Source organism: Mycobacterium gallinarum, from assembly GCF_010726765.1.
GTDB classification, from domain to species: Bacteria; Actinomycetota; Actinomycetes; order Mycobacteriales; family Mycobacteriaceae; genus Mycobacterium; species Mycobacterium gallinarum.
On the sequence record NZ_AP022601.1, the window covers coordinates 2114281 to 2135458 of the forward strand.

Sequence of the window (21178 nt, forward strand, 5' to 3'; positions counted from 1 at the left end):
CGTCGTTCGCATGATCAAAGTTGCAAGCGCCCACCTGTGGGTACACGACCAGGACGTCGCACTGAAATTTTGGACCGAGAACGTCGGAATGGAAGTGCGCCAAGATGTTTCGCTGCCTGATATGGACAACACGTTTCGGTGGTTGACCGTCGGTCCGCCGGGCCAGGACGACGTGTCGATCGTGTTGATGGCGGTCCCCGGCGAACCTGTGATGGATGAGGTCACGCGCAAGCAGGTGCAGGAACTCACCGCCAAGGGCTTCGCCGGCACCGTGTTCCTGACTACCGAAGACATCCAGGCCGACTACGACGAGATGACCGCTCGCGGCGTCGAATTCACCGAACCACCACATCAGATGCCGTACGGCATCGACTCCGGATTTCGTGATCCGTCCGGCAACAGCGTCCGATTGACCCAATTGGCACCGCCGCCCGCCAATACTGTCTAGGTGCGAACCACTACCGCAGCACTGGGTTCGGCGGCATTCTTCGTCGTCGCGCCCGGCACGTTCGTCGGGCTGGGCCCGTGGCTGATCACCCGATGGGAGATCCCCGAGTCCAGCCCGCCGTTACGTCTGGTCCTGGGGGCGGTCTTCGTCGTCGCGGGCCTGATTCCGCCCATTCACGCTTTCGTCCAGTTCACCAAGGCAGGCGGGACGCCGATGCCCGTCGCGCCGACCGAACGGCTTGTCGTCGGAGGGTTCAACCGCTTCGTCCGGAACCCGATGTACGTCGGCCTGTTGACCGCGATCCTGGGCCAGGCGCTGCTCTTCGACAGCCTGTGGTTGGTGGTCTACGCGGTGATCGGGTGGATCGCGACGGCGTCATTCGTGCACTGGTACGAGGAACCGACGCTGGTGCGCACCTACGGCGAGCAGTACGAGGAATACCGGCGCAATGTGCCCGCATGGACTCCACGCCTCACGCCGTGGCGGCCGCCTAGTGTGCAGCCAGATCGCAAAATCGCCTGAAAGCGGGCGAATCGTCGATCTCAGCGCACACTAGGCCATTCCTGATATCCCGCCGGATTGGCATGCATCGATCTCACGTCTCGCCGACCACCGGCGTCTACAAGACATGAACACCCGACACTGCGTCATCGACAGCCAGTTGGGCAAGCTCACCGTGGTCGCCGACGGCGACGCCCTCACCGGCGTCTACTTCCGGCATCACGGGCGTCGCCCCGACTCATCCGCCTTCGGAGCGCGGGTCCACGCGCACTCCGATGTCCTGCTTACCGAGGCGGAGGTCCAACTGACGGCCTACCTCTCCGGCGACCGCGCCGCTTTCGACCTGCCCGTCCGCCCACAGGGCGACCAGCGTCAGCAGCGGGTCTGGGACTTGGTGTCCGACATCCCCTTCGGCGGCACCGTCACCCATGGAGAACTGGCCGCAGCGCTGGCCGATCGCACAACAGCGCAGGAAGTGGGCCAGGCCGTCGGCCGTAATCCGCTGTGCATCGTCATCCCCTGCCACCGGGTGGTCGGAAGCAACGGTCAACTCACGGGCTACGCGGGCGGGCTGAAGCGCAAGCAGTTTCTGCTCGAACTCGAGGAGGCCGCCGACGTCAAGGCGGCGAGACTGTTCTGATGCATCGGAAGCGGGTCGACTCGGGTGATTGGGACGCAATCACCGCTGAGCTCAACGACTTCGGCGGGGCACTGCTACCCCGGCTGCTCACCGATGCCGAGGCCGAGGCGATCAAGCGGCACTACTCCGACGACCACATGTTCCGCTCGACCATCGACATGCACAGATACCGGTTCGGCGAGGGTGAGTACCGATACTTCGACCGGCCCTATCCCGCCCCGATCGAAGCACTCAAGCAAGCGCTGTACCCCCGGCTGTTGCCGATCGCGCAAGACTGGTGGGCCAAGCTCGGCCGCCCATCCCCGTGGCCGGACACCCTCGACGACTGGCTCGACATGTGCCACGCGGCCGGCCAGACGAAGTCGACGACGATACTGCTCAAGTACGGCGCTGGAGACTGGAACGCGCTGCATCGAGACCTGTACGGCGAGTTGATCTTTCCACTGCAGGTGGTGATCAACCTGAGCGAGCCGGGCGTCGACCACACCGGCGGCGAATTCCTGCTCGTCGAGCAGCGCCCCCGGGCCCAGTCGCGCGGCACCTCCACACTGCTGCCGCGCGGTCACGGGTTCGTGTTCACCACCCGGGAGCGACCGGTCCGCTCGGCGCGCGGGTGGTCGGCGGCGCCGGTCCGGCACGGCGTCTAGACGGTCCGATCGGGCCAGCGGTTCGCGCTCGGCCTGGTGTTCCACGACGCGGCGTGAGAGATGCCGCGTTACACGCTGATCAGTGCGGCCGGGCGCACTCGGCGGCCATCGTGCGTCCCGCATCTACGGTCGCCTCGACTGCCCGTCGGCGCGACGCGCCATCGACAAGGGCGGCTACGTACGGCATCGCGTGTTCTTCGCCGACGAAGCGGCCGCCGTCGCGGCGGGTTACCGGCCGTGCGCGCGGTGCCTGCCCGCCCGCTACCACGAGTGGAAATCGGGCGTCTAGCCCGCTGGCCGACGGCGCAGCACGATCACGTTGTCATGCCAGATAAAGGGCTCCCTGTCGGGCCAGTTCACCTCTCGCTCGACCACTTTCGTCTGCGCGGGCTCCCACTCCGCATCTGAGAGATTCAGCGAGGCGACGACCTCCTCGGGACTCAGGAACATGTGGCGATGGTGATCGAGCTTCGAGTCACCCGGCGGAGGTGCGCTGTGGTCCACGATCAGCAGCGTGCCGCCCGGTTTCAGGGCTTCGGCTGCCGGCAGGAAGATGCGGGTGCGATCCAGCGGCAGGGTGGAGTGCAGGAAGTGGGCACTCACCAGGTCGAACTCGCCGTCCGGAAATGTCTGTGACAGGTCGTGTTGCTGAAAGTCGATCCGGTCGAGCACGCCGCGCGTCTCGGCTGCTGAACGAGCTCGCTGCAGCGCGGTATCCGAGATATCCACGGCGACCACATCCCAGCCACGCTCTGCCAGCCACACCGAGTCCGCTCCCTCGCCGCAGCCGAGGTCGAGTGCTCGACCGACCTCCAGCCCGGTCACCACCTCGGCGAGGCGCAGGTTGACCCGTCCGCTCCACACTCGGTCGCGTTCGCCGTAATGCTGCTCCCAATGCTCCTTGGCGTCAGGCGTTGACACGTCGTCTCCCTTCAGGAACGGCCAGACCGTATTCGTCGGCCATCAAACTCTGCACTATCGCCGCAGCTGCGTGCGAGCCGCTCGCGATCGCGGCCGCCACCTGTGGCATCGGCACGCTCAGATCGCCTGCGGCGAACACCCCGGGTGCCGTCGTCCGGTAGAAGCCGTCCACGGCGATCGGGTTCTGCGCGACCGGTGTCGGATCGGCGGACTCGACGCCCAGCTCATCGGCCAGCGTCGAGCGCTGGTGCAGCGTGGTGGCGACGAGTAAACCCCGGCGCGCCAGTCGAGTTCCGTCGGTGAATACGACGGCGCTCAATTCGCCGTTCTCGGAGTCCAGTTCGGCCACGCGTCGGTCGTCGATGGTGATGTTCGCGTCGGCCAGCCGGATGCGGTCGTCGTCCTCCAGGCCGTCGGGCCCGTCGGTCAGCACGACGATGTCGTCGCTCCAACCGCGCAGCAGCAGCGCCGAATGGACCGCACGCGGACCTCGGGCCAGGACGCCCAGAGGTTGGTCCCGCATCTCCCAGCCGTGGCAGAACGGGCAGTGGAACGCCGATCCGCCCCACAGCTGCGCGAGGCCGGGCAACTCCGGCGGGCGGTACTCCATACCGGTGGCCAGCAGTACGCGTCGCGCGCGCTCGCGGGTGCCGTCGGCCAGTTGGAGCACGAAGTCGCCGTCCGACGGTTCACCCGCGACCACCTCGCCGGTGCGCACCTCGACACCCGGATACACCGATAGCTCACGTCGCCCGGTCTCGTATAACTCGGCCGGACTCCGTCCGTCGTGTCCGAGCAGGCCGCCGATGCCGTGAGCAGGCAGATTGCTCTGCGCTCCGGCATCGACCAGCAGAGTGCGGCGCCGTGCCCGTCCGAGCACCAAGCCGGCACTCAGGCCGGCCGCACCGCCTCCGACGATGATGCAGTCCCAGATGTTGTCCATGACCCCACCTTGCAGGCGCTAGGGCAAAAGTGCCAAGCTTTCTTGCCATGCAGGCAAATGACGAAGAAAGTGTCGATCTGCGGGTGCGCAAGCGTCTGCGGGATCTGCGGATGCAGCGCGGCCTCACCCTCGAAGAGGTCGCCACCCGATCGAGCATCGACGTGTCGACACTGAGTCGTCTCGAATCCGGTAAGCGACGGCTGGCCCTCGACCATCTCCCCCGCCTCGCCGCCGCACTCTCGGTGAGCACCGACGAACTACTCCGCGCCCCCGAGGCCGAAGATCCACGGGTCCGGGCGAACTCGCACACCAGCCACGGCATCACCTACTGGCCGCTGACCCGTCAGGCCGCGGCAGGCGGACTCCACGCGTACAAGATCCGGGTCAGTGCCCGACGCCGGAGGCCACCTCCCGAGCTACCTGTCCATGAAGGCCAGGAGTGGATGTACGTGCTGTCAGGCCAGATTCGGCTGATTCTCGGAGAGCGCGACTTCATCGTCAAACCCGGTGAAGCCGTTGAGTTCTCGACCTGGACACCCCACTGGTTCGGAGTGGACGGCGGTCCGGCGGAGGCGATCATCATCTTTGGTGTGCACGGTGAACGGCTGCACCTGCACGGCTGAGATCTGACGCGACCGCCGATCTACAGCCGATCGTGTGCCAGCTCGGCGAGGTGCTTGAGCGGGTTGTCGAGGTGGTGGCGTCAGTGCCTTGGCCCGGCAGCCATGCGATCGCCTGATGGGTGTTCGGGTCGGCCAGCACGTCCAACCGGCCGTCCCCTACCCCAGGTAGGCCGTTTGGTTGACCAGCCGTACCGAGGCCGCACCGTCGGGGTAGAACTCGGCGATCGACAGCGACGCCAGGTCCAGGTGCATGCGATAGAGGACGCTCGGGCCCGCATCCAGGGCCATCCGCAGCAGCGTCTTGATGGGCGTCACGTGCGACACCACCAGCACCGTCTCACCCGGATGCTCGGAGATGATGCGCGCCCGCGCCCTGCCGACGCGCTCAGCCGCGGCGTCGAAGCTCTCCCCGTCGGGCGGCGCCACACTGGTGTCGCGCAGCCAGCGCTTGTGCAACGCCGGATCACGTTCGGCCGCTTCGCCGAACGTGAGCCCCTCCCAGCCGCCGAAGTCCGTCTCGATCAGGTCGGCGTCGACGGTGACGTCGAGGCCCAGCGCTTTGGCCGCTGCATCGGCGGTGTCGTGCGCACGCTGCAGCGGCGAGGTGATCACGGCCGAGATGCCGCCCCGGTTGCCCAGGAACTGCGCGGCCGCGTCGGCCTGGCGACGGCCGAGGTCCGTCAGCGCTGGGTTGCCGCGGCCCGAATACCGGCGCTCCACCGACAGTTCGGTCTGCCCGTGTCGCAGCAGCAGGAACCGGGTGGGCGCACCGCGCGCACCGGTCCAGCCGGCTGGGTTGGGGTGCTGTTCCGGTTTCGGTTCCGCCGTGGACGTTTCCAGCTCGGCTGCCGCATCCATCGCCTCGTTCGCCAGGCGGTCGGCATAGCTGTTCTTCGCCCGCGGAACCCACGTGTAGGTGACGCGGTCGAATCGCGTCGACAGCTCGGTGGCCTGCTGATATAGCGGCGCCAAGTCCGGATGCTTGACCTTCCAGCGCCCCGACATCTGCTCCACGACGAGCTTGGAGTCCAAGTTCACGTCGACCTCGTCGGCGCCCAGGTTCGCGGCCTCCTCCAAGCCGGCGATCAACCCGCTGTACTCGGCGGCGTTGTTGGTGGCACGGCCGATCGCCTGTTTGCGCTCGGCGAGCACGGTGTTGTGATCCGCGGTCCACACGACCGCGCCGTATCCGGCCGGGCCGGGGTTGCCGCGCGATCCCCCGTCGGCTTCGACGACAACCTTCACGCGCCGGTCCCCTTGACCCGCAACAGAATCGCTCCACACTCGGGGCACCGCAGCACTTCGTCCTCGGCGGCGGCGGAGATCCTGGCCAGTTCGCCGCGGTCGATCTCGATGCGGCATGCACCGCACCGGCCGCCCTGAAGCAGCCCAGCTCCCGCGCCGCCGCGGGTGCGCTGACGCTCGTACAGCGCCACCAGGTCGGGGTCGAGGCTGGCGACGAGTTCGTCGCGCCGCAAAAGTGATTGGTCGCGTAGGCGGTCGAGTTCGCTGCGCGCCTCGTCGCACGCCCGCTGCGCCTCTCCGAGGTCCTTCTGCAGCTCGTCGATCTTCGTCAGCTCGGCAGCCTGCTCGCCCTGCAGCTCCTCGCGGCGCTCCATGATCTCCAGCAGCGAGTCCTCCAGCGACGCCTGCCTGCGCTCGAGTGTCTCCAGTTCGTGCTGTAACTCGGTGAGCTGCTTGGCATCTGTGGCCCCCGAGTCCAGCAGCTTGCGGTCGCGATCCTCACGCTGGCGGACCGAGTCGATCTCGGCCTCGAACTTGCTCACCTGCTCGTTGAGGTCGTCGAGCGCGATCTGCAGTACGGCCAGCCGGTCGTTGGCCTCGCGGTGCGTCGCCTGAATGGTTTCGAGCCGTTGCGACTCGGCGAGGTGGCCCGCACGATGTTCGATTCGGCCTCGTTCGGCATCCAGCTCGGCCAGCTCGAGCAGCGAACGTTGTTGAATTACTTCAGCTTTCATGCCTCGTTCTCTCCACGTTCCAAGGGTCAGTACGAACCGCTGACACCCGCACGGGTAACGCTTCGCCGAAATGGTCTCGCAACAGGTCTGCGGCCTGTGTGCACCAGGGGTATTCGCTCGCCCAGTGCGCGACGTCGACGAGCGCCACGTCAGACGCCCGCCGGTGCTCGTCGGCGGGGTGGTGCCGAAGGTCTGCGGTCACAAAGGCCTGTACTTCCGCGCCCGCGACGGTGTCGAGCAGGGAATCGCCTGCACCGCCGCAGACCGCCACCCGCGACACCGTCGCCTCGGGATCGCCGGAGGCGCGAATCCCCCACGATGTGCCCGGCAGCGCGTCGTGCACCCGTGACACGAAGGCCGACAACGGCTCCGGGCGCGCCAGCGAGCCCACCCGGCCCAACCCGACGTCGCCCGGCAGCGGCGCCAGCTCGAAGACGTCGAACGCGGGCTCCTCGTAGGGGTGCGCCGTGCGCATCGCCGCCAGCACGCGGCCACGCATCCGCGACGATGCGATCATCTCCACCCGCTCCTCGGGCACCCGCTCAACGGTCCCGACAGCGCCGATCGTCGGTGTTGCACCGTCGTGCGGCAGGAATTGGCCGATACCCGTCGCGGTCCAGCTGCAGTGCGAGTAGTCGCCGATGTGTCCGGCGCCCGCGGCGAACATCGCTTCCCTTACCGCGTCGGCGTTTTCGGGGTTTTCGGTGGGTACGAAGACCACCCACTTGTCCAGACCCGTGCCGGACGGGATGGGCGCCAAGACTTCTTCGACGGTCAGGCCCAGTGCGGCGGCCAGCGCGTCCGATACTCCTGGCGATGCCGCGTCGGCGTTGGTGTGCGCGGTGAACAGAGCCCGGCCGGTGCGGATCATCTGGTGCAGCAGCGCACCTTTGGCCGTGTCGGCGGCGACGGTGTCGACCCCGCGCAACAGCAGCGGATGATGCGCGAGCAGCAGTCCCCGGTCGGGCACCTCGGCGACGACGGCGGCGGTGGCGTCCACCGCGACCGTGACCGTCTCGACGGTCTCCGACGGGTCACCGCAGACCAAACCCACCGAATCCCAGTCCTGGGCCAGGTTCGGCGGGTAGGCCGTCTCGAGAACGTCGATGATGTCGGACAGCCGTGGTCTGATGTCGCAGGCCGAGCGGCTCCGGGCACTCACCGGATCACCTCGGCCATCGCCTCGACCAGCACCGGCCACTCGGGCCGCACCGCCGCACGCAGGAACTGGCCGTCCAGTCCGACGAAGGTGTCGCACCGGCGCACCGCAATGCCCTTGCCGTCGAGGTGTTTTCGCATCAGTTCGGCGTCCTCGACGGCAAAGAGGACAAAGGGAGCAGATCCGTCGACGACATCTACGCCGATGCTAGTCAGCCCGTCGACCATCTCCGCGCGCAGGCGGCGCAGGCGTTGGGCGCCGCGTTCGGCCTCGGCCACCGCGTGCGGTGTGCTGCACGCGGCGATCGCTTCGAGCTGCAGCGTGCCCAGCGGCCAGTGCGGGCGTCGCGCGGTCATCCGATCGAGCAGGTCGGCGGCTCCCAGCGCATAACCCACCCGCAGGCCGGCCAGCGCCCACGTCTTGGTGAGGCTGCGCAGCACCACCACACCCGGGAGCGGTACGGCCGCCAATGACTCCGCCTCACCGGGCACCGAGTCCGCGAACGCCTCGTCGACGACCACGATGCGGCCCGGCCTGCGCAGCGCGGTGATCTGCTCGCGCGAGTGCAGCACCGACGTCGGGTTGGTCGGATTTCCGACGATGACGAGGTCCGCGTCCTCGGGCACGGCCGCATCGGCCAGCTCGTAGGGCGGCGCGAGCACGACGTGCTGGAATGGCACACCGGCCGCGGCGAGGACGGCCTCGGGCTCGGTGAACGACGGCACGATCAGCGCCGCGGACTGTGGCTGAAGTGCGGGCAACAGCGCGAACCCTTCGGCGCCCCCGGCCAGCAGGGCGACCTCGGCCGTATCGCGGCCGTGTCTGGCGGCGACGGCAGCGCGGGCGCGCTGCTCGTCGGCGGCGCTGGGGTACCTGCCCAGGTCGGCCATCCGCGCCGTGAGTCGATCGGCCAGCCACGACGGCGGCGCGTCGGCGCGAACGTTGACGGCGAAGTCCAGCATGCCCGGACCTGCGGCCCGGTCGCCGTGATAACGCGCTCCCGGGCGGGATTGGCTTGCCACATCACGACACTAGTGGGCCGTCGGGGACAATGAGTTTGTGACGGCGTCCCCGCAATTGGTGATCTTCGACCTCGACGGCACCCTGACCGACTCGGCTCAGGGCATCGTGGCGAGCTTCCGCCATGCGCTCGACGCCGTGGGCGCCGTCGCCCTCGAAGGCGACCTGGCCGGGCTGATCGTCGGCCCGCCGATGCATCACACGCTGCGCGACATGGGCCTCGGTGAGCAGGCCGACGCGGCGATCGCCGCGTACCGGGAGGACTATCTGGACCGCGGTTGGGCGATCAACCGCCCGTTCGACGGGATCCCCGCACTGCTCGCCGACCTGCGGGCCGCAGGGGTGCGGTTGGCGGTGGCGACGTCCAAGGCCGAGCCGACGGCGGTCCGGATCCTCGCCCACTTCGGGCTCGACGGGCATTTCGAGGTCATCGCGGGCGCCAGCGTCGACGGCTTGCGCGCCACCAAGTCCGAGGTCGTCAAGCGTGCGTTGGCCCAGCTCGAGCCGCTGCCGGACCGTTTGCTGATGGTCGGCGACCGGTCTCACGACGTCGAGGGCGCTGCCGAGCACGGCATCGACACCGTGGTGGTCGCCTGGGGATACGGTCGCTCGGACTTCGAGGACCCCGACCCCGTCGTTCCCTACGCACGGGTCGCGACCGTCGACGAGCTGCGGACGGTGCTCGGTGTCTGAATCAGCCGACGCGCCGCTACACGTCACCTTCATCTGCTCGGGCAACATCTGTCGCTCGCCGATGGCGGAGAAGATGTTCGCCCACCAGCTCAGCGAGCGTGGTCTTGCGGGCGCGGTGCGGGTGACGAGTGCGGGTACCGGCGGCTGGCACGCGGGCGAGCCCGCGGACCGGCGGGCCAGTCACGTGCTTCGCGCGCACGGTTACCCCTCCGCGCACCGCGCTGCGCAGATCGACGACGACCATCTGTCCGCCGACCTCGTCATCGCGCTGGGCCGCAACCATCTGCGGATACTGACGGATATGGGCGTCGACGCAGACAGAGTCCGGATGCTGCGCTCGTTCGACCCGAGGTCGGGGGCGCATGCGCTGGACGTCGAGGATCCCTACTACGGCGGTCACGACGACTTCGAGGACGTCTTCTCCGTGATCGACGCGTCTCTGCCCGGCCTGCATGAGTGGGTCGACGAGCAGCTGTCCGCGCGTGGAATCGCGAGCTGATGAAGCGCTGGGCCTTCTTGTTCAAGCCGTCCTGGCTGGCTCTGGCGGTTGTGGTGGTGGCGTTCGCGTACCTGTGTTTCACCGTGCTGGCGCCGTGGCAGCTCGGCAAGAACACCAAGACGTCGCGGGAGAACAACCAGATCTCGCACTCGGTGACCGCCGACCCGGTACCGGTGACAACGCTTTTGCCGCAACAGGATTCGTCGGCGCCCGACGACCAGTGGCGCCGGGTCACGGCGACCGGTGAGTATCTGCCCGACGCCCAGGTACTCGCGCGGCTACGGTCGGTCGAGGGCGAACCCGCGTTCGAGGTGCTGGTCCCCTTCGCGGTCGACGGCGGCCCGACGGTGCTCGTCAACCGCGGTTACGTGCGCCCGGAGGGCGGGTCGAAGGTCCCGCCGATTCCCGCACCGCCGACGGGAACGGTGTCCGTCACCGCCCGGTTGCGGGACTCCGAAGGGCTGGTGCGAGACAAGGAGCCGTTCCGCGAGGACGGTGCACTGCAGGTGTATTCGATCAACGTGGGGCAGATCTCCACGCTCACCGGCGTGCCGCTGGCGGGGTCGTACCTGCAGCTGGTCGAGGACCAGCCCGGCGGGCTGGGCGTGCTGGGATTGCCCAACCTCGACGCCGGGCCGTTCCTGTCGTACGGCATCCAATGGATTGCGTTCGGGATCATCGCGCCGATCGGCCTCGGCTACTTCGTGCGCGCCGAGATCCTGCAGCGTCGGCGGGACAAGGCGGCCAAGGAGGCCGCGGACGCCACGCCGGAGAAACCGGTCACGACGGAGGCGAAGCTCGCCGACCGCTACGGCCGACGCCGCTGAGAAGCACTGCGAGGAGTGCGGTCGCGATCTGAACCGCACGCGACAAGCGAACGGCGCGGCTGAGGTCGGCGATCCCCGGTGGCGGACCCTCGCCGAGTGTCGGCCGGATCTCGAGCTGGTGGGCGTACTGGGTCGGCCCGCCCAGCCGCACGCCCAGCGCGCCGGCGAAGGCGGCTTCGACGACACCGGCGTTGGGGCTGGGATGACGTGCCGCGTCGCGGCGCCACGCCTGCCACGCTCCGCGCGGTGACCCGCTGACCACCGGTGCGCACACCATGACCATGACCGCGGTGGCGCGGGCGGCGGCGAAGTTGGCGGCATCGTCGAAACGGGCTGCGGCCCAACCGAATCGGCTGTAGCGCGATGTGCGGTGACCGATCATCGCGTCCAGCGTGTTGGCGCCGCGGTAGACCAGAATGGCGGGAACCCCGCCGACCGCGCCCCACAGGATCGGGGCCACCTGCGCGTCGGAGGTGTTCTCCGCGACCGATTCCAGTGCCGCGCGGGCGAGGCCGTCGGCGTCGAGGACCGACGGATCGCGTCCGCACAGCGACGGCAGCAGCGCGCGGGCGGCGTCGACGTCGCCTGCGGTCAGGTGGGCCGCCATTTGATTGCCGGCCCGCGTGAGTGACGTCCCGCCCAGCGCCACGAAAGTCGCCGCGGCCATGGCCGCTGGCGCTCCCACGCGCCCTGCCGCCCGCTCGATCAGTACGCCGGCCGCGCCGAGGGCCCCGAGCAGAGCGGCGGTGTGGACGGCACCGGCGGCGCGGGTGTCGGCGTAGCTCAGCCGCTCGAAAGCCGATGCGCCGCGGCCGAACAACGCCACCGGATGACCCCGGCGGGGGTCACCGAACAGCAGGTCGGCCAGCCACCCCACCGCCATCCCTGCGGCGCGGCCGCGGCCATGTGGCGCAAACACTCCGGCAGCGTCTCACAGGGTGGTTCGCGCACAATCGGCTGGCCGGGGGTCCATGATCACAGCAGACACAACTGCGAGGAGTCCACGATGACGTTCCCGGCCCTTAACCATGTCGCGCTGACGGTGCGTGACCTCAATGTCAGCGGACCGTGGTACCGGGCCTTGCTCGAGGCCGAACCCGTCCTTGACGAGCACACCGATGCGGGTTTCCACCATCTGGTGTGGGCGTTCGACAACGGCACCTTGTTCGGCATCCATCAGCACGATCAGCAAGCGCCCGACGAACGATTCACCGAATTCCGCGCCGGGCTGGACCACGTCGGCTTCGGATGTGCGGACCGCGCCGCGCTGGAACAGTGGGTGCAGCGGCTCGACGCCCTGGGTGTCGAGCACAGCGGCATCGTCGACGAGAGCTACGGGTCAGGGCTCAGCTTCCGGGATCCCGACGGCATCGCGTTGGAGTTCTTCGCGCCGCCTACCTGAGCGTGACGATGATCCCCGTCGCCGGGTCGACCTTCCCGTCGAGCAGTTCGAGGTAGGCCCGCTGGATCTCGTCCTCGGTCGAAATCCGCTCGATCCGGAGCCAGCCGGCGGCCCACTGCGCGAACGGCGCCCACGACTCGGCGACCTTGCGGTCGAGCTCGGCGGTCCCCCAGTCGTTGCCGCGCTTGGCGATCCTGTCCGGCGCGAAGAAGAACACCGGGCTTGGGCCGGCGAGTTCGCCTGCCCCCGATGCTATCTCGGTCCAGTGGGTGGCACCGACCGTCGAGCTGTGGGCCAGCCGATCCCCGTAGTGGGCGTGCACTTGGGCGCGCACCTTACCGTCGCCGGAGATGTCGACGTAGACCGCGCGCTCGCCGGGAAGATCGGACACCGCGTCGTACAGACACACCGAGTCGTAGATGTTCAGTCCCTCGACGAACTCGCTGTTGCCCCGCGACGTCAGTCCCACAACCTTGATGCGGTCACGCTTGGCGAGTAGGTAAGCCGCAATCAGCGCCGTCTTCGAAGACGCGCTGGAGATGACGATCGTGTCGGCGCCGAAGAAGTCCTCGTCGGCTAGGAAATCGTCGATGAGGAACGACGTGAAGAACAGCGGGAAGAAGAGGATGTGTTCGGCCTCGCGGTCGGCCGAGTAGACGGGATCGGTCTCGATGTCGCGGTAACCCTGATAGGCCGACGGCAGACCCGCCCGATGCGGTGCCGCGTCGAAGAAGCCCTTCTCGTTGATGCGGGAGGGCATGACCACCAGGTGGCTGGCGCACGGCAGGTAGCCGTAGACGCGCATGCCCTGCGGCAGGCCGGAATTGCGGGACTCCTCGACGTGGGCGTAACCCCAGACGTTGAGCCTCCCCCACTCCGGGTCCGACGCCGGGAAGAAGCCCCAGTAGTTCATTGCGTCGCCGAACACGGCGTACGTGATGTTGTTCGCGGTCAGGCCGAACGACTCGATGCGAAGCAACGCCTCGCCGTCGGCCGGCGACGGCGGGTCGCCGTTGACGATGCGGGTGTCGTGAAGGTCCTCGCGATTCAGCTCCAGGTCCACGCGGCCAGCCTTACATAAAGGCGCGATTCCCATACCGGTCGAGCGAAACCAGTTCTCCGACAGGACGACGCGTGGTGGGGCCGTACTTGCCGATCGGCCAGCCCATCGGGATCACCGCGCACGGGGTGACGTTCCACGGCAGACCGAGGACGCGGCGGGCCAAGAACTTGCTCCACAGCGGAATGGTGATCAGCGCCGCGCCCAGACCTGCGGCACGGGCCGCCAGCAGGAGGTTCTGCACGGCGGGATAGATGGAACCGTAGGCACTTGTCACCGCGACCGGCGGCCAGGGCGGGACGACACCTTTGAGACATGGCACGATCACCACGGGGATCTCGTCGAAGTGGTCAGCCTGCCACCGCACGGCCTTCTCGTTGCGCAGCATCTTCTCGTCCATCCGGTTGCCGAGCATGCGCTTGTACATCTCGCCGCCGAAACTGATGGCCGTACGGTTCAGGCGGCCGAGTTTCGCAACCACCGCACGGTCCTTGACGACGATGAACTCCCAGTTCTGCGCGTTGGAGCCCGTCGGCGCCTTCATGGCCAGCTCGAGGATGTGCAGGAGCAGTGCGTCATCGACCGGGTCCGGTTTGATCCGACGGATGGCCCGCTGAGTGCGCATCGCCTCTTCGAGCGACATGGTCAGGGGTTCTTGTTGCGTCATGTCTTGATCCCAGCACGGCCGGCGTCCGGGTCAAGAGGCAAGGGTGGGCGCGGACGGTATCGAACCGCCGACCGCTGGTGTGTAAAACCAGAGCTCTACCACTGAGCTACGCGCCCTCGTCAGGGCAAATTACACGCCGACGAGGTCAGACACGAAATCCGTCAATCCGACCGAAGCGCCGCCAGCGCGTCCGTCCACACCGCCTGATCGCGCGGCTCCCCCGGCTGCTTCATCTCCGCGAACCGGACGATGCCGCCGCGATCCACGACGAAGGTCCCCCGATTGGCGAAGCCGGCGTCGTCGTTGAACACGCCGTAGGCCTGCGCCACCGCGCCGTGCGGCCAGAAGTCCGACAGGACCGGAAACAGGAAGCCGCTTTCGGTCGCCCAGACCTTGTGGGTGGGCGGCGGGCCGACCGAGACGGCCAACGTCGCAGTGTCGTCGTTCTCGTAGTTCGGCAGATGATCACGGATCTCGTCGAGCTCGCCCTGACAGATCCCGGTGAACGCCAACGGAAAGAACACCAGCAACACATCTTTGGCACCGCGGAAGTCGCTCAGCGTGACCGGCTGGCCGTTCTGGTCCTTGAGCGTGAAGTCCGGCGCCTCGGTTCCGACCTCGATCACCGGCTCATCGCCGACCCGCGGCCTTGGACTTCGGCTGCACCAGCCGGCTGGCGATCCAGCCGCCGAGGTTCGCCGACGAGGTCTGCATCAGCCCGGCCGTCGGCGCCGACTCGGCGATCTCAGCCGGCTGCACGTGTCCGGGCTTACCCGTCTTGGGGGTGACGACCCAGATGACCCCGTCGTCGGCCAGGGGCGTGATGGCGTCCATCAGACGGTCGACGAGGTCGCCGTCGTCGTCGCGCCACCACAGCAGCACCACGTCGATCACTTCGTCGGCGTCTTCGTCGAGCAGCTCACCGCCGCACGCTTCCTCGATGTCGGCCCGGATGTCGTCGTCGACGTCCTCGTCCCAGCCCAACTCCTGCACAACCTGATCTTTTTGGATGCCCAGTCTTTGGGCGAAGTTCGAGGCGTCCTCCGCCGCGACCACCGTCGGTCCTCCTTCAGCCAGCTGGCGCGATGTGCGTCCAGCCCTATCGTCGCACGCCGGGGTCCGCTACCGACTCACCGGCGGCAAGGTTGTGCCGATCTGAATCAATATGCCGCATCGCAACGGTTCAGCGCGGTGGTCTTCGCATCGTTGAGTTTGGTGATCGCGGCGTTGAATTCTTCAGGCCCGTAATTGCCCTCAATCGCCACTGCCACGCCCCTTGCGGCGTCGACCCAGGTGTTCATCGAGTCCTTCAGGTCCGGCGGCAGCTCCTCGGACATGCTGCGTGCGACCAGGTCGGCGCTGTGATTGAGGGCGTCGATCGCGGGTCGCGCCTTGGCTTCGGCGTCGGCGGCGCTCTGGTTGAAGGCGTCGACGTAGGCGTTGACTGCGGTGATCGCGTCCACACTGCTGGTGCTCAGCGACTCACACGACGTATGCACCGCCTCCTGGGTGAGCGACGCCTGCCGCTCGGACTCGCGGGCACTCGAGCTGGCCGCGGACTCCGCGATCGACGCCGACACCGACGCCCTGTACACGGGTGCATCCGCGGTATCGACCGACGCGGCGCCCTGGGTGACACTGCTGCAGCCCACGATGATCATCGCCGCGGAAGCGGCACTGCCGATCGCGAGAGCGGCGATCCGCAGGCGTCTCGGAAACAGCCAACCGGTCACCACGGTCTGCAGAGGTTACCGGGTCCCATTCGCGACCGCGGGTTCATTCCAGTCCCGTACCCCACCGGTGCATGTCGTGCAGGATTGGAGAAGGATGGAGGAACCGCGCACGCAAGAGTGCAAAGTGACCACAGGTGAGAGGTGCGGAAAACATCCACGCCGACCACCGCAGCACGTATACCGCCTAACAAGGAGCGGAAGTTGACCACCGAGTTCGCGCGCCAGGACCTGGCCCAAAACTCCAGCAGTGCAGCCGAACCCGACCGCGTTCGGGTGATCCGGGAAGGTGTCGCGTCGTATCTGCCCGACATCGACACCGAAGAGACCGGCGAGTGGCTGGAGTCGTTCGACAAGCTGCTCGAGCGGTCCGGGCCCTCCCGCGCCCGCTACCTGATGCTGCGACTGCTGGAGCGCGCCGGCGAACAGCGGGTGGCCATCCCGGCGCTGACGTCCACCGACTACGTCAACACGATCCCGACCGAACTCGAGCCGTGGTTCCCCGGCGACGAGGACGTCGAACGCCGCTACCGGGCCTGGATCCGCTGGAACGCCGCGATCATGGTGCACCGCGCGCAGCGACCGGGAGTCGGTGTCGGAGGGCATATCTCGACATACGCATCCTCCGCGGCGCTCTACGAGGTCGGGTTCAACCACTTCTTCCGCGGCAAGGCACACCCCGGCGGCGGCGACCAGATCTTCATCCAGGGCCACGCCTCGCCGGGCATTTACGCGCGCGCGTTCCTCGAAGGCCGGCTGACCGCCGATGACCTCGACGGCTTCCGGCAGGAGCACAGCCACCCCGGCGGCGGGCTGCCGTCGTACCCACATCCACGCCTGATGCCGGACTTCTGGGAGTTCCCGACGGTGTCGATGGGCCTGGGCCCGATGAACGCGATCTACCAGGCCCGCTTCAACCACTACCTGGACGACCGCGGCATCAAGGACACCTCCGACCAGCACGTGTGGGCGTTCCTCGGCGACGGCGAGATGGACGAGCCCGAATCACGCGGCCTGATCCAGGTCGCGGCCAACGAGGGTCTGGACAACCTGACGTTCGTCATCAACTGCAACCTGCAGCGCCTCGACGGCCCGGTGCGCGGCAACGGCAAGATCATCCAGGAGCTGGAGTCGTTCTTCCGCGGCGCCGGCTGGAACGTCATCAAGGTCGTGTGGGGCCGCGAATGGGACACCCTGCTGCACGCCGACCGTGACGGCGCGCTGGTGAACCTGATGAACACGACGCCCGACGGTGACTACCAGACCTACAAGGCCAACGACGGCGCCTACGTTCGCGATCACTTCTTCGGCCGCGACCCGCGCACCAAGCAGCTCGTCGAGAAGATGTCGGACGCCGAGATCTGGAACCTCAAGCGCGGCGGCCACGACTACCGCAAGGTGTATGCCGCCTACCGCGCAGCGATGGATCACAAGGGCCAGCCGACCGTCATCCTGGCCAAGACCATCAAGGGTTACTCGCTGGGCGCGCACTTCCAGGGCCGTAACGCTACGCACCAGATGAAGAAGCTCGCGCTGGCCGACCTCAAGTATTTCCGTGACGCACAACGCATTCCGGTCAGCGACGAACAGCTTGAAGAGAATCCCTACCTCCCGCCGTACTACCACCCCGGCCCGGAGGCGCCCGAGATCCGCTACATGCTGGAGCGGCGGCGGGCATTGGGCGGCTTCCTACCCGAGCGCCGCACCCACGCCAAGGTGCTGCCCCTTCCTCCCCGCGACACCTACAAGGCGCTGAAGAAGGGTTCGGGTAACCAGGAGGTCGCCACCACCATGGCGACCGTGCGCACGTTCAAGGAACTGTTGCGCGACAAGGAGATCGGGAAGCGCATCGTTCCGATCATTCCCGACGAGGCACGTACCTTCGGCATGGACTCGTGGTTCCCGAGCCTGAAGATCTACAACCGCAACGGGCAGCTGTACACGGCCGTCGACGCCGAATTGATGTTGGCGTACAAGGAAAGTGAAATCGGCCAGATCCTGCACGAGGGCATCAACGAGGCCGGTTCGACGGCGTCGTTCACCGCGGTGGGCACGTCGTACTCCACCCACAACGAGCCGATGATCCCGCTCTACATCTTCTACTCGATGTTCGGCTTCCAGCGCACCGGCGACGGCTTCTGGGCCGCCGCAGACCAGATGGCGCGCGGATTCGTGCTCGGCGCCACCGCAGGGCGCACCACCCTGGTCGGCGAGGGCCTGCAGCACGCCGACGGGCATTCGTTGCTGCTGGCGTCGTCCAATCCGGCCGTGGTGGCCTACGACCCGGCGTTCGCCTACGAAATCGCATACATCGCGGAGAGCGGCCTCGCGCGGATGTACGGCGAGGACCCGGAGAACGTGTACTTCTACATCACGATCTACAACGAGCCGTATGTGCAACCGGCCGAACCGGAGGGGATCGACGTCGATGCGCTGCTGCGCGGTATCTACCGGTACCGGCCCGCGCCGGAGAAGAGGTCGCACACCGCTCAGATCCTGGCGTCCGGTGTCGCGATGCCCGAAGCGTTGCGCGCTGCGCAGCTGCTGGGCGACGAATGGAACGTCGCCGCCGATGTGTGGTCGGTGACGAGTTGGAATGAGCTCAATCGCGACGGCGTGGAGATCGAGAAGCAGCGACTGCGCCACCCCGACCGGGAAGCCGGCACGCCGTTCGTGACGACCGCCCTGGCCGACGCGGTCGGGCCGGTCATCGCGGTGTCGGACTGGATGCGCGCAGTTCCCGAGCAGATCCGGCCGTGGGTGCCCGGCACCTACGTCACGCTGGGAACCGACGGCTTCGGCTTCTCCGACACCCGGCCCGCCGCTCGCCGCTACTACAACACCGACGCCGAGTCGATTGCGGTCGCGGTGCTCGAGGGACTGGCGCGGGACGGCAACATCGATCAGTCGGTCGCCGTCGACGCCGCGAACAAGTACCAGATCGACGACGTCTTGGCCGCGCCCGAACAGACGTCGGATCCCGGCGTCGCCTGACCGCTGTTCTTGGAGGATTCCTCCAGAAGCATGGCGTAGTCTTTATAGATGCCCGACAATCGCTACGTTCCGCCGAAGTCCACGGTCGAGGTGCTGGAAGCGGTGCCCGACGTGGTGCTGCGGCGGCTGAAGCAGTATTCGGGCCGACTGGCCACCGAGGCTGTGCGCGCCCTCGAGCAACGGCTGCCGTTCTTCGCCGATCTCGAGGCCTCGCAGCGGGCCAGCGTGCAGTTGGTCGTGCAGGCCGCGGTGGTCAACTTCGTCGAGTGGATGCGCAATCCGCAGAGCAATGTCAGCTACACCGCCGAGGCGTTCGAGGTCGTCCCACAGGATCTCCGTCGCAAGATCGCGCTACGGCAGTCGGTCGAGATGGTTCGCGTCACCATGGAGTACTGCGAGGAGGTGGTGCCGCTCTTGGCTCGCTCCGATGAACAGTTGACCGCGCTGACGGCCGGAATTCTGCGCTACAGCCGGGATCTCGCGTTCGCCGCCGCCACCGTCTACGCCGACCAGGCCGAAGCGCGCGGCGCCTGGGACACCCGGATGGAGGCCAATGTCATCGACGCGGTCGTACGCGGGGACACCGGACCGGAGTTGCAGTCGCAGGCCGCGGCATTGAAATGGGACGCGACCGCCCCGGCCACCGTGATCGTCGGTCTTCCACATCCGGACCGGAACGACCTCGTCGGGGACGACGTGCACGATGTCGCCAACCGCCACGGCCGCGCCGCGCTGTCCGACGTGCATGGCACCTGGCTGGTGGCGATCGTGTCGGGCGGACTGTCCGCGACCGACCGCTTTCTCACCGACCTGATGAAGGTATTCGCCGACGGCCCAGTAGTGATCGGCCCGACCGCCACCACATTGGCGGCCGCGCATCGCAGCGCCACCGAGGCGATCGCCGGCATGAACGCGGTCGCCGGCTGGACCGGCGCACCGCGGCCGGTCGTGGCCCGCGAGCTACTGCCCGAACGAGCACTGCTGGGCGACATCTCCGCGGTCGCCGCGCTGGAAGCTGAGGTCATGCGGCCCTTGGCAGACGCGGGTCCGGCGCTGGCCGAGACCCTCGACGCTTATCTGGACTCGGGCGGCGCCATCGAGGCGTGTGCGCGCAAATTGTTCGTTCATCCAAATACCGTGCGCTACCGGCTCAAACGGATCGCGGACTTCACGGGTCGCGATCCGACGGTCCCGCGGGACGCCTATGTCCTGCGGGTAGCGTCCAGCCTGGGGCGGCTGAGTCGGCAAACGCACCTAGCCAGCACGCGAAACATCGCCATAGCCAGGTGACGGAGGTCACTCCGTGGGCCTAGTTCAAGATCACGGGTGGCAATAAGGTCGCGGACCGGTATCGATGGCGTCGCATCACATGCGCTTTTGTGGAGTACCTACAAAAACCTAAGACCAGGTTCATAATCTCTTACACCGCGCAAATGTGGTTTCACAGTGTTCTCTTAGAGAGTGCTTGCGTTGCTTGCGCCCGGACAGGGCTCTCAAACTCCCGGCATGCTCGCCTCGTGGCTCGAGCTGTCGGGTGCCGCTGACCGTATCGCAGCGTGGTCGGCGATCAGCGGGCTGGACCTCGCGACGCTGGGAACTACCGCCACCGCTGAGGAAATCACCGATACCGCCGTCACGCAGCCACTGGTCGTGGCGGCCACCCTGCTCGCCCACGAAGAGCTGACCCGGCGCGGCGTCCTGGACGGTAAGCAGACCGTGGTCGCCGGCCACTCGGTCGGTGAGATCGCGGCATACGCGATCGCTGGCGTGATCTCCGCGGACGACGCAGTCAAGCTTGCCGCGACCCGCGGCGCCGAGATGGCCAAGGCCTGTGCACTCGAGCCCACCGGAATGGCCGCGGTGCTCGGCGGTGACGAGGCCGAGGTGCTGGCCCGTCTCGAGGCGCTCGATCTCGTGCCCGCCAACCGCAACGCGGCCGGTCAGATCGTGGCCGCAGGCAGCATCGCGGCCCTGGACAAGCTCGCCGAGGATCCGCCGGAGAAGGCGCGGGTGCGTAAGCTCGCAACCGCCGGCGCGTTCCACACACACTTCATGGCCACCGCCGCCGAGGGGTACGCGGCCGCCGCCGAGGGTGTAACAACGTCCGAGCCGACAACGACGCTGTTGTCGAACGCCGATGGTCAAGCAGTCGCCTCGGCCGCGGACGCGATGGTCAAGTTGGTCGGTCAGATGACCAAGCCGGTGCGCTGGGATCTGTGCACCGAGACCATGCGTCAACAGAATGTGACGGCGCTCGTCGAGTTCCCGCCTGCCGGGGCCCTGACGGGGATTGCCAAGCGCGAACTTCGGGGGGTACCGACGCACGCCGTCAAGTCCCCCGCTGACCTGGACGGGCTCGCCGAGCTCTGAAAGGGAATGCTTTCCGGTCCGTCGGAGGCAACAACCACATACCAACACCAGTTGG

Annotated in this window: 25 protein-coding genes and 1 tRNA gene; 13 read left to right on the forward strand and 13 right to left on the reverse strand. The window is 67.6% G+C overall.

Translation table 11 applies throughout. The features are described from left to right. Positions 1-10 precede the first annotated feature (10 nt). From G6N42_RS10465 to G6N42_RS10485, 5 genes are all read left to right on the forward strand, one after another. On the forward strand, positions 11-448 hold the full coding sequence (locus G6N42_RS10465) for a VOC family protein (protein ID WP_163729369.1): 438 nt from the start codon (positions 11-13) through the stop codon (positions 446-448). Further along, complete coding sequence (locus G6N42_RS10470; protein ID WP_163729371.1) at positions 449-970, forward strand: methyltransferase family protein; 522 nt, start codon at positions 449-451, stop codon at positions 968-970. It abuts the gene before it with no gap. Between the two features lie 106 nt (positions 971-1076). Beyond that, complete coding sequence (locus G6N42_RS10475) at positions 1077-1589, forward strand: methylated-DNA--[protein]-cysteine S-methyltransferase (protein WP_163729373.1); 513 nt, start codon at positions 1077-1079, stop codon at positions 1587-1589. Then, positions 1589-2236 carry a 2OG-Fe(II) oxygenase gene (locus G6N42_RS10480; protein ID WP_163729375.1) on the forward strand — a complete coding sequence of 216 codons (648 nt, stop codon included), beginning with the start codon at positions 1589-1591 and terminating at the stop codon, positions 2234-2236. Before G6N42_RS10475 ends, G6N42_RS10480 begins: the two co-directional genes overlap by 1 nt. An 82-nt stretch (positions 2237-2318) precedes the next feature. Next, complete coding sequence (locus G6N42_RS10485) at positions 2319-2525, forward strand: Ada metal-binding domain-containing protein (protein WP_163729377.1); 207 nt, start codon at positions 2319-2321, stop codon at positions 2523-2525. On the opposite strand, the gene G6N42_RS30930 is transcribed toward G6N42_RS10485, so the two are convergent. Together G6N42_RS30930 and G6N42_RS30935 are read right to left on the reverse strand one after the other, a co-directional pair. Then, complete coding sequence (locus G6N42_RS30930) at positions 2522-3157, reverse strand: class I SAM-dependent methyltransferase (RefSeq protein WP_174262053.1); 636 nt, start codon at positions 3155-3157, stop codon at positions 2522-2524. The genes G6N42_RS10485 and G6N42_RS30930 overlap by 4 nt on opposite strands. Then, positions 3144-4100, reverse strand: a complete 957-nt coding sequence (locus tag G6N42_RS30935; RefSeq protein WP_174262054.1) for an NAD(P)/FAD-dependent oxidoreductase — start codon at positions 4098-4100, stop codon at positions 3144-3146. The genes G6N42_RS30930 and G6N42_RS30935 overlap by 14 nt, the downstream gene beginning before the upstream one ends. Positions 4101-4147: 47 nt before the next feature. Between G6N42_RS30935 and G6N42_RS10495 the strand changes: the two genes are divergently transcribed. Next, a complete protein-coding gene (locus tag G6N42_RS10495; RefSeq protein ID WP_163729379.1) occupies positions 4148-4723 on the forward strand; it encodes a helix-turn-helix domain-containing protein in 576 nt (191 codons plus the stop codon). 156 nt (positions 4724-4879) lie between these two features. Here G6N42_RS10495 and G6N42_RS10500 read toward each other — a convergent pair whose 3' ends face one another. Genes G6N42_RS10500 through cobC form a run of 4 tightly spaced genes read right to left on the reverse strand, consistent with a single transcriptional unit; the run spans position 4880 to position 8823 of the window. Next, entirely contained in the window at positions 4880-5968 is a 1089-nt protein-coding gene (locus tag G6N42_RS10500) for a bifunctional RNase H/acid phosphatase (RefSeq protein ID WP_163729381.1), read from the reverse strand. Continuing rightward, on the reverse strand, positions 5965-6702 hold the full coding sequence (locus G6N42_RS10505; RefSeq protein WP_163729382.1) for a zinc ribbon domain-containing protein: 738 nt from the start codon (positions 6700-6702) through the stop codon (positions 5965-5967). The genes G6N42_RS10500 and G6N42_RS10505 overlap by 4 nt, the downstream gene beginning before the upstream one ends. After that, on the reverse strand, positions 6692-7834 hold the full coding sequence (locus G6N42_RS10510) for a Nif3-like dinuclear metal center hexameric protein (protein WP_163737285.1): 1143 nt from the start codon (positions 7832-7834) through the stop codon (positions 6692-6694). The genes G6N42_RS10505 and G6N42_RS10510 overlap by 11 nt, the downstream gene beginning before the upstream one ends. Positions 7835-7860: 26 nt before the next feature. Beyond that, positions 7861-8823, reverse strand: a complete 963-nt coding sequence (gene cobC, locus G6N42_RS10515; protein ID WP_434059615.1) for an Rv2231c family histidinol phosphate aminotransferase CobC — start codon at positions 8821-8823, stop codon at positions 7861-7863. A gap of 97 nt (positions 8824-8920) precedes the next feature. On the opposite strand from cobC, the gene G6N42_RS10520 reads away from it, so the two are divergent. Genes G6N42_RS10520 through G6N42_RS10530 form a run of 3 tightly spaced genes read left to right on the forward strand, consistent with a single transcriptional unit; the run spans position 8921 to position 10900 of the window. Then, positions 8921-9574, forward strand: coding sequence for an HAD hydrolase-like protein (locus G6N42_RS10520; RefSeq protein ID WP_163729387.1), 654 nt, complete (start codon positions 8921-8923; stop codon positions 9572-9574). Beyond that, positions 9567-10073 carry a low molecular weight protein-tyrosine-phosphatase gene (locus G6N42_RS10525; RefSeq protein WP_163729389.1) on the forward strand — a complete coding sequence of 169 codons (507 nt, stop codon included), beginning with the start codon at positions 9567-9569 and terminating at the stop codon, positions 10071-10073. Before G6N42_RS10520 ends, G6N42_RS10525 begins: the two co-directional genes overlap by 8 nt. Further along, on the forward strand, positions 10073-10900 hold the full coding sequence (locus tag G6N42_RS10530; protein ID WP_163729391.1) for an SURF1 family cytochrome oxidase biogenesis protein: 828 nt from the start codon (positions 10073-10075) through the stop codon (positions 10898-10900). The genes G6N42_RS10525 and G6N42_RS10530 overlap by 1 nt, the downstream gene beginning before the upstream one ends. Here G6N42_RS10530 and G6N42_RS10535 read toward each other — a convergent pair. Further along, positions 10854-11819, reverse strand: a complete 966-nt coding sequence (locus G6N42_RS10535) for a cobalamin biosynthesis protein (RefSeq protein ID WP_163729393.1) — start codon at positions 11817-11819, stop codon at positions 10854-10856. The genes G6N42_RS10530 and G6N42_RS10535 overlap by 47 nt on opposite strands. 87 nt (positions 11820-11906) lie before the next feature. Here G6N42_RS10535 and G6N42_RS10540 point away from each other — a divergent pair, with 87 nt between their 5' ends. After that, on the forward strand, positions 11907-12302 hold the full coding sequence (locus G6N42_RS10540; protein ID WP_163729395.1) for a VOC family protein: 396 nt from the start codon (positions 11907-11909) through the stop codon (positions 12300-12302). On the opposite strand, the gene G6N42_RS10545 is transcribed toward G6N42_RS10540, so the two are convergent. The 6 genes from G6N42_RS10545 to G6N42_RS10570 all read right to left on the reverse strand — a co-directional run bounded on the left by G6N42_RS10545 (position 12295) and on the right by G6N42_RS10570 (position 15765). Continuing rightward, on the reverse strand, positions 12295-13365 hold the full coding sequence (locus tag G6N42_RS10545; RefSeq protein ID WP_163729396.1) for a DUF2855 family protein: 1071 nt from the start codon (positions 13363-13365) through the stop codon (positions 12295-12297). The genes G6N42_RS10540 and G6N42_RS10545 overlap by 8 nt on opposite strands. A gap of 10 nt (positions 13366-13375) precedes the next feature. Further along, on the reverse strand, positions 13376-14029 hold the full coding sequence (locus tag G6N42_RS10550; RefSeq protein WP_232076117.1) for a nitroreductase family protein: 654 nt from the start codon (positions 14027-14029) through the stop codon (positions 13376-13378). A 44-nt stretch (positions 14030-14073) separates the two neighbouring features. Beyond that, positions 14074-14145 (reverse strand) — tRNA-Val (locus G6N42_RS10555). Positions 14146-14190: 45 nt separating this feature from the next. After that, positions 14191-14655 (reverse strand): peroxiredoxin, encoded by a 465-nt coding sequence (locus tag G6N42_RS10560; protein WP_163729399.1) that lies wholly within the window; start codon positions 14653-14655, stop codon positions 14191-14193. A 4-nt stretch (positions 14656-14659) separates the two neighbouring features. After that, positions 14660-15085, reverse strand: a complete 426-nt coding sequence (locus tag G6N42_RS10565; RefSeq protein WP_163729402.1) for a DUF3052 domain-containing protein — start codon at positions 15083-15085, stop codon at positions 14660-14662. A 104-nt stretch (positions 15086-15189) separates the two neighbouring features. Continuing rightward, positions 15190-15765, reverse strand: a complete 576-nt coding sequence (locus G6N42_RS10570; protein WP_174262055.1) for an Rv2240c family protein — start codon at positions 15763-15765, stop codon at positions 15190-15192. Between the two features lie 198 nt (positions 15766-15963). Between G6N42_RS10570 and aceE the strand changes: the two genes are divergently transcribed. The 3 genes from aceE (at position 15964) to G6N42_RS10585 (ending at position 21123) form a co-directional block, all read left to right on the forward strand. After that, positions 15964-18753, forward strand: a complete 2790-nt coding sequence (aceE, locus tag G6N42_RS10575) for a pyruvate dehydrogenase (acetyl-transferring), homodimeric type (protein WP_163729404.1) — start codon at positions 15964-15966, stop codon at positions 18751-18753. 48 nt (positions 18754-18801) lie between these two features. Further along, positions 18802-20043: a PucR family transcriptional regulator gene (locus G6N42_RS10580; RefSeq protein ID WP_163729406.1), complete on the forward strand. Its 1242-nt coding sequence runs from the start codon at positions 18802-18804 to the stop codon at positions 20041-20043. Between the two features lie 171 nt (positions 20044-20214). Next, positions 20215-21123 (forward strand): ACP S-malonyltransferase, encoded by a 909-nt coding sequence (locus tag G6N42_RS10585; protein WP_163729407.1) that lies wholly within the window; start codon positions 20215-20217, stop codon positions 21121-21123. The last annotated feature ends 55 nt before the right edge of the window (positions 21124-21178 follow it).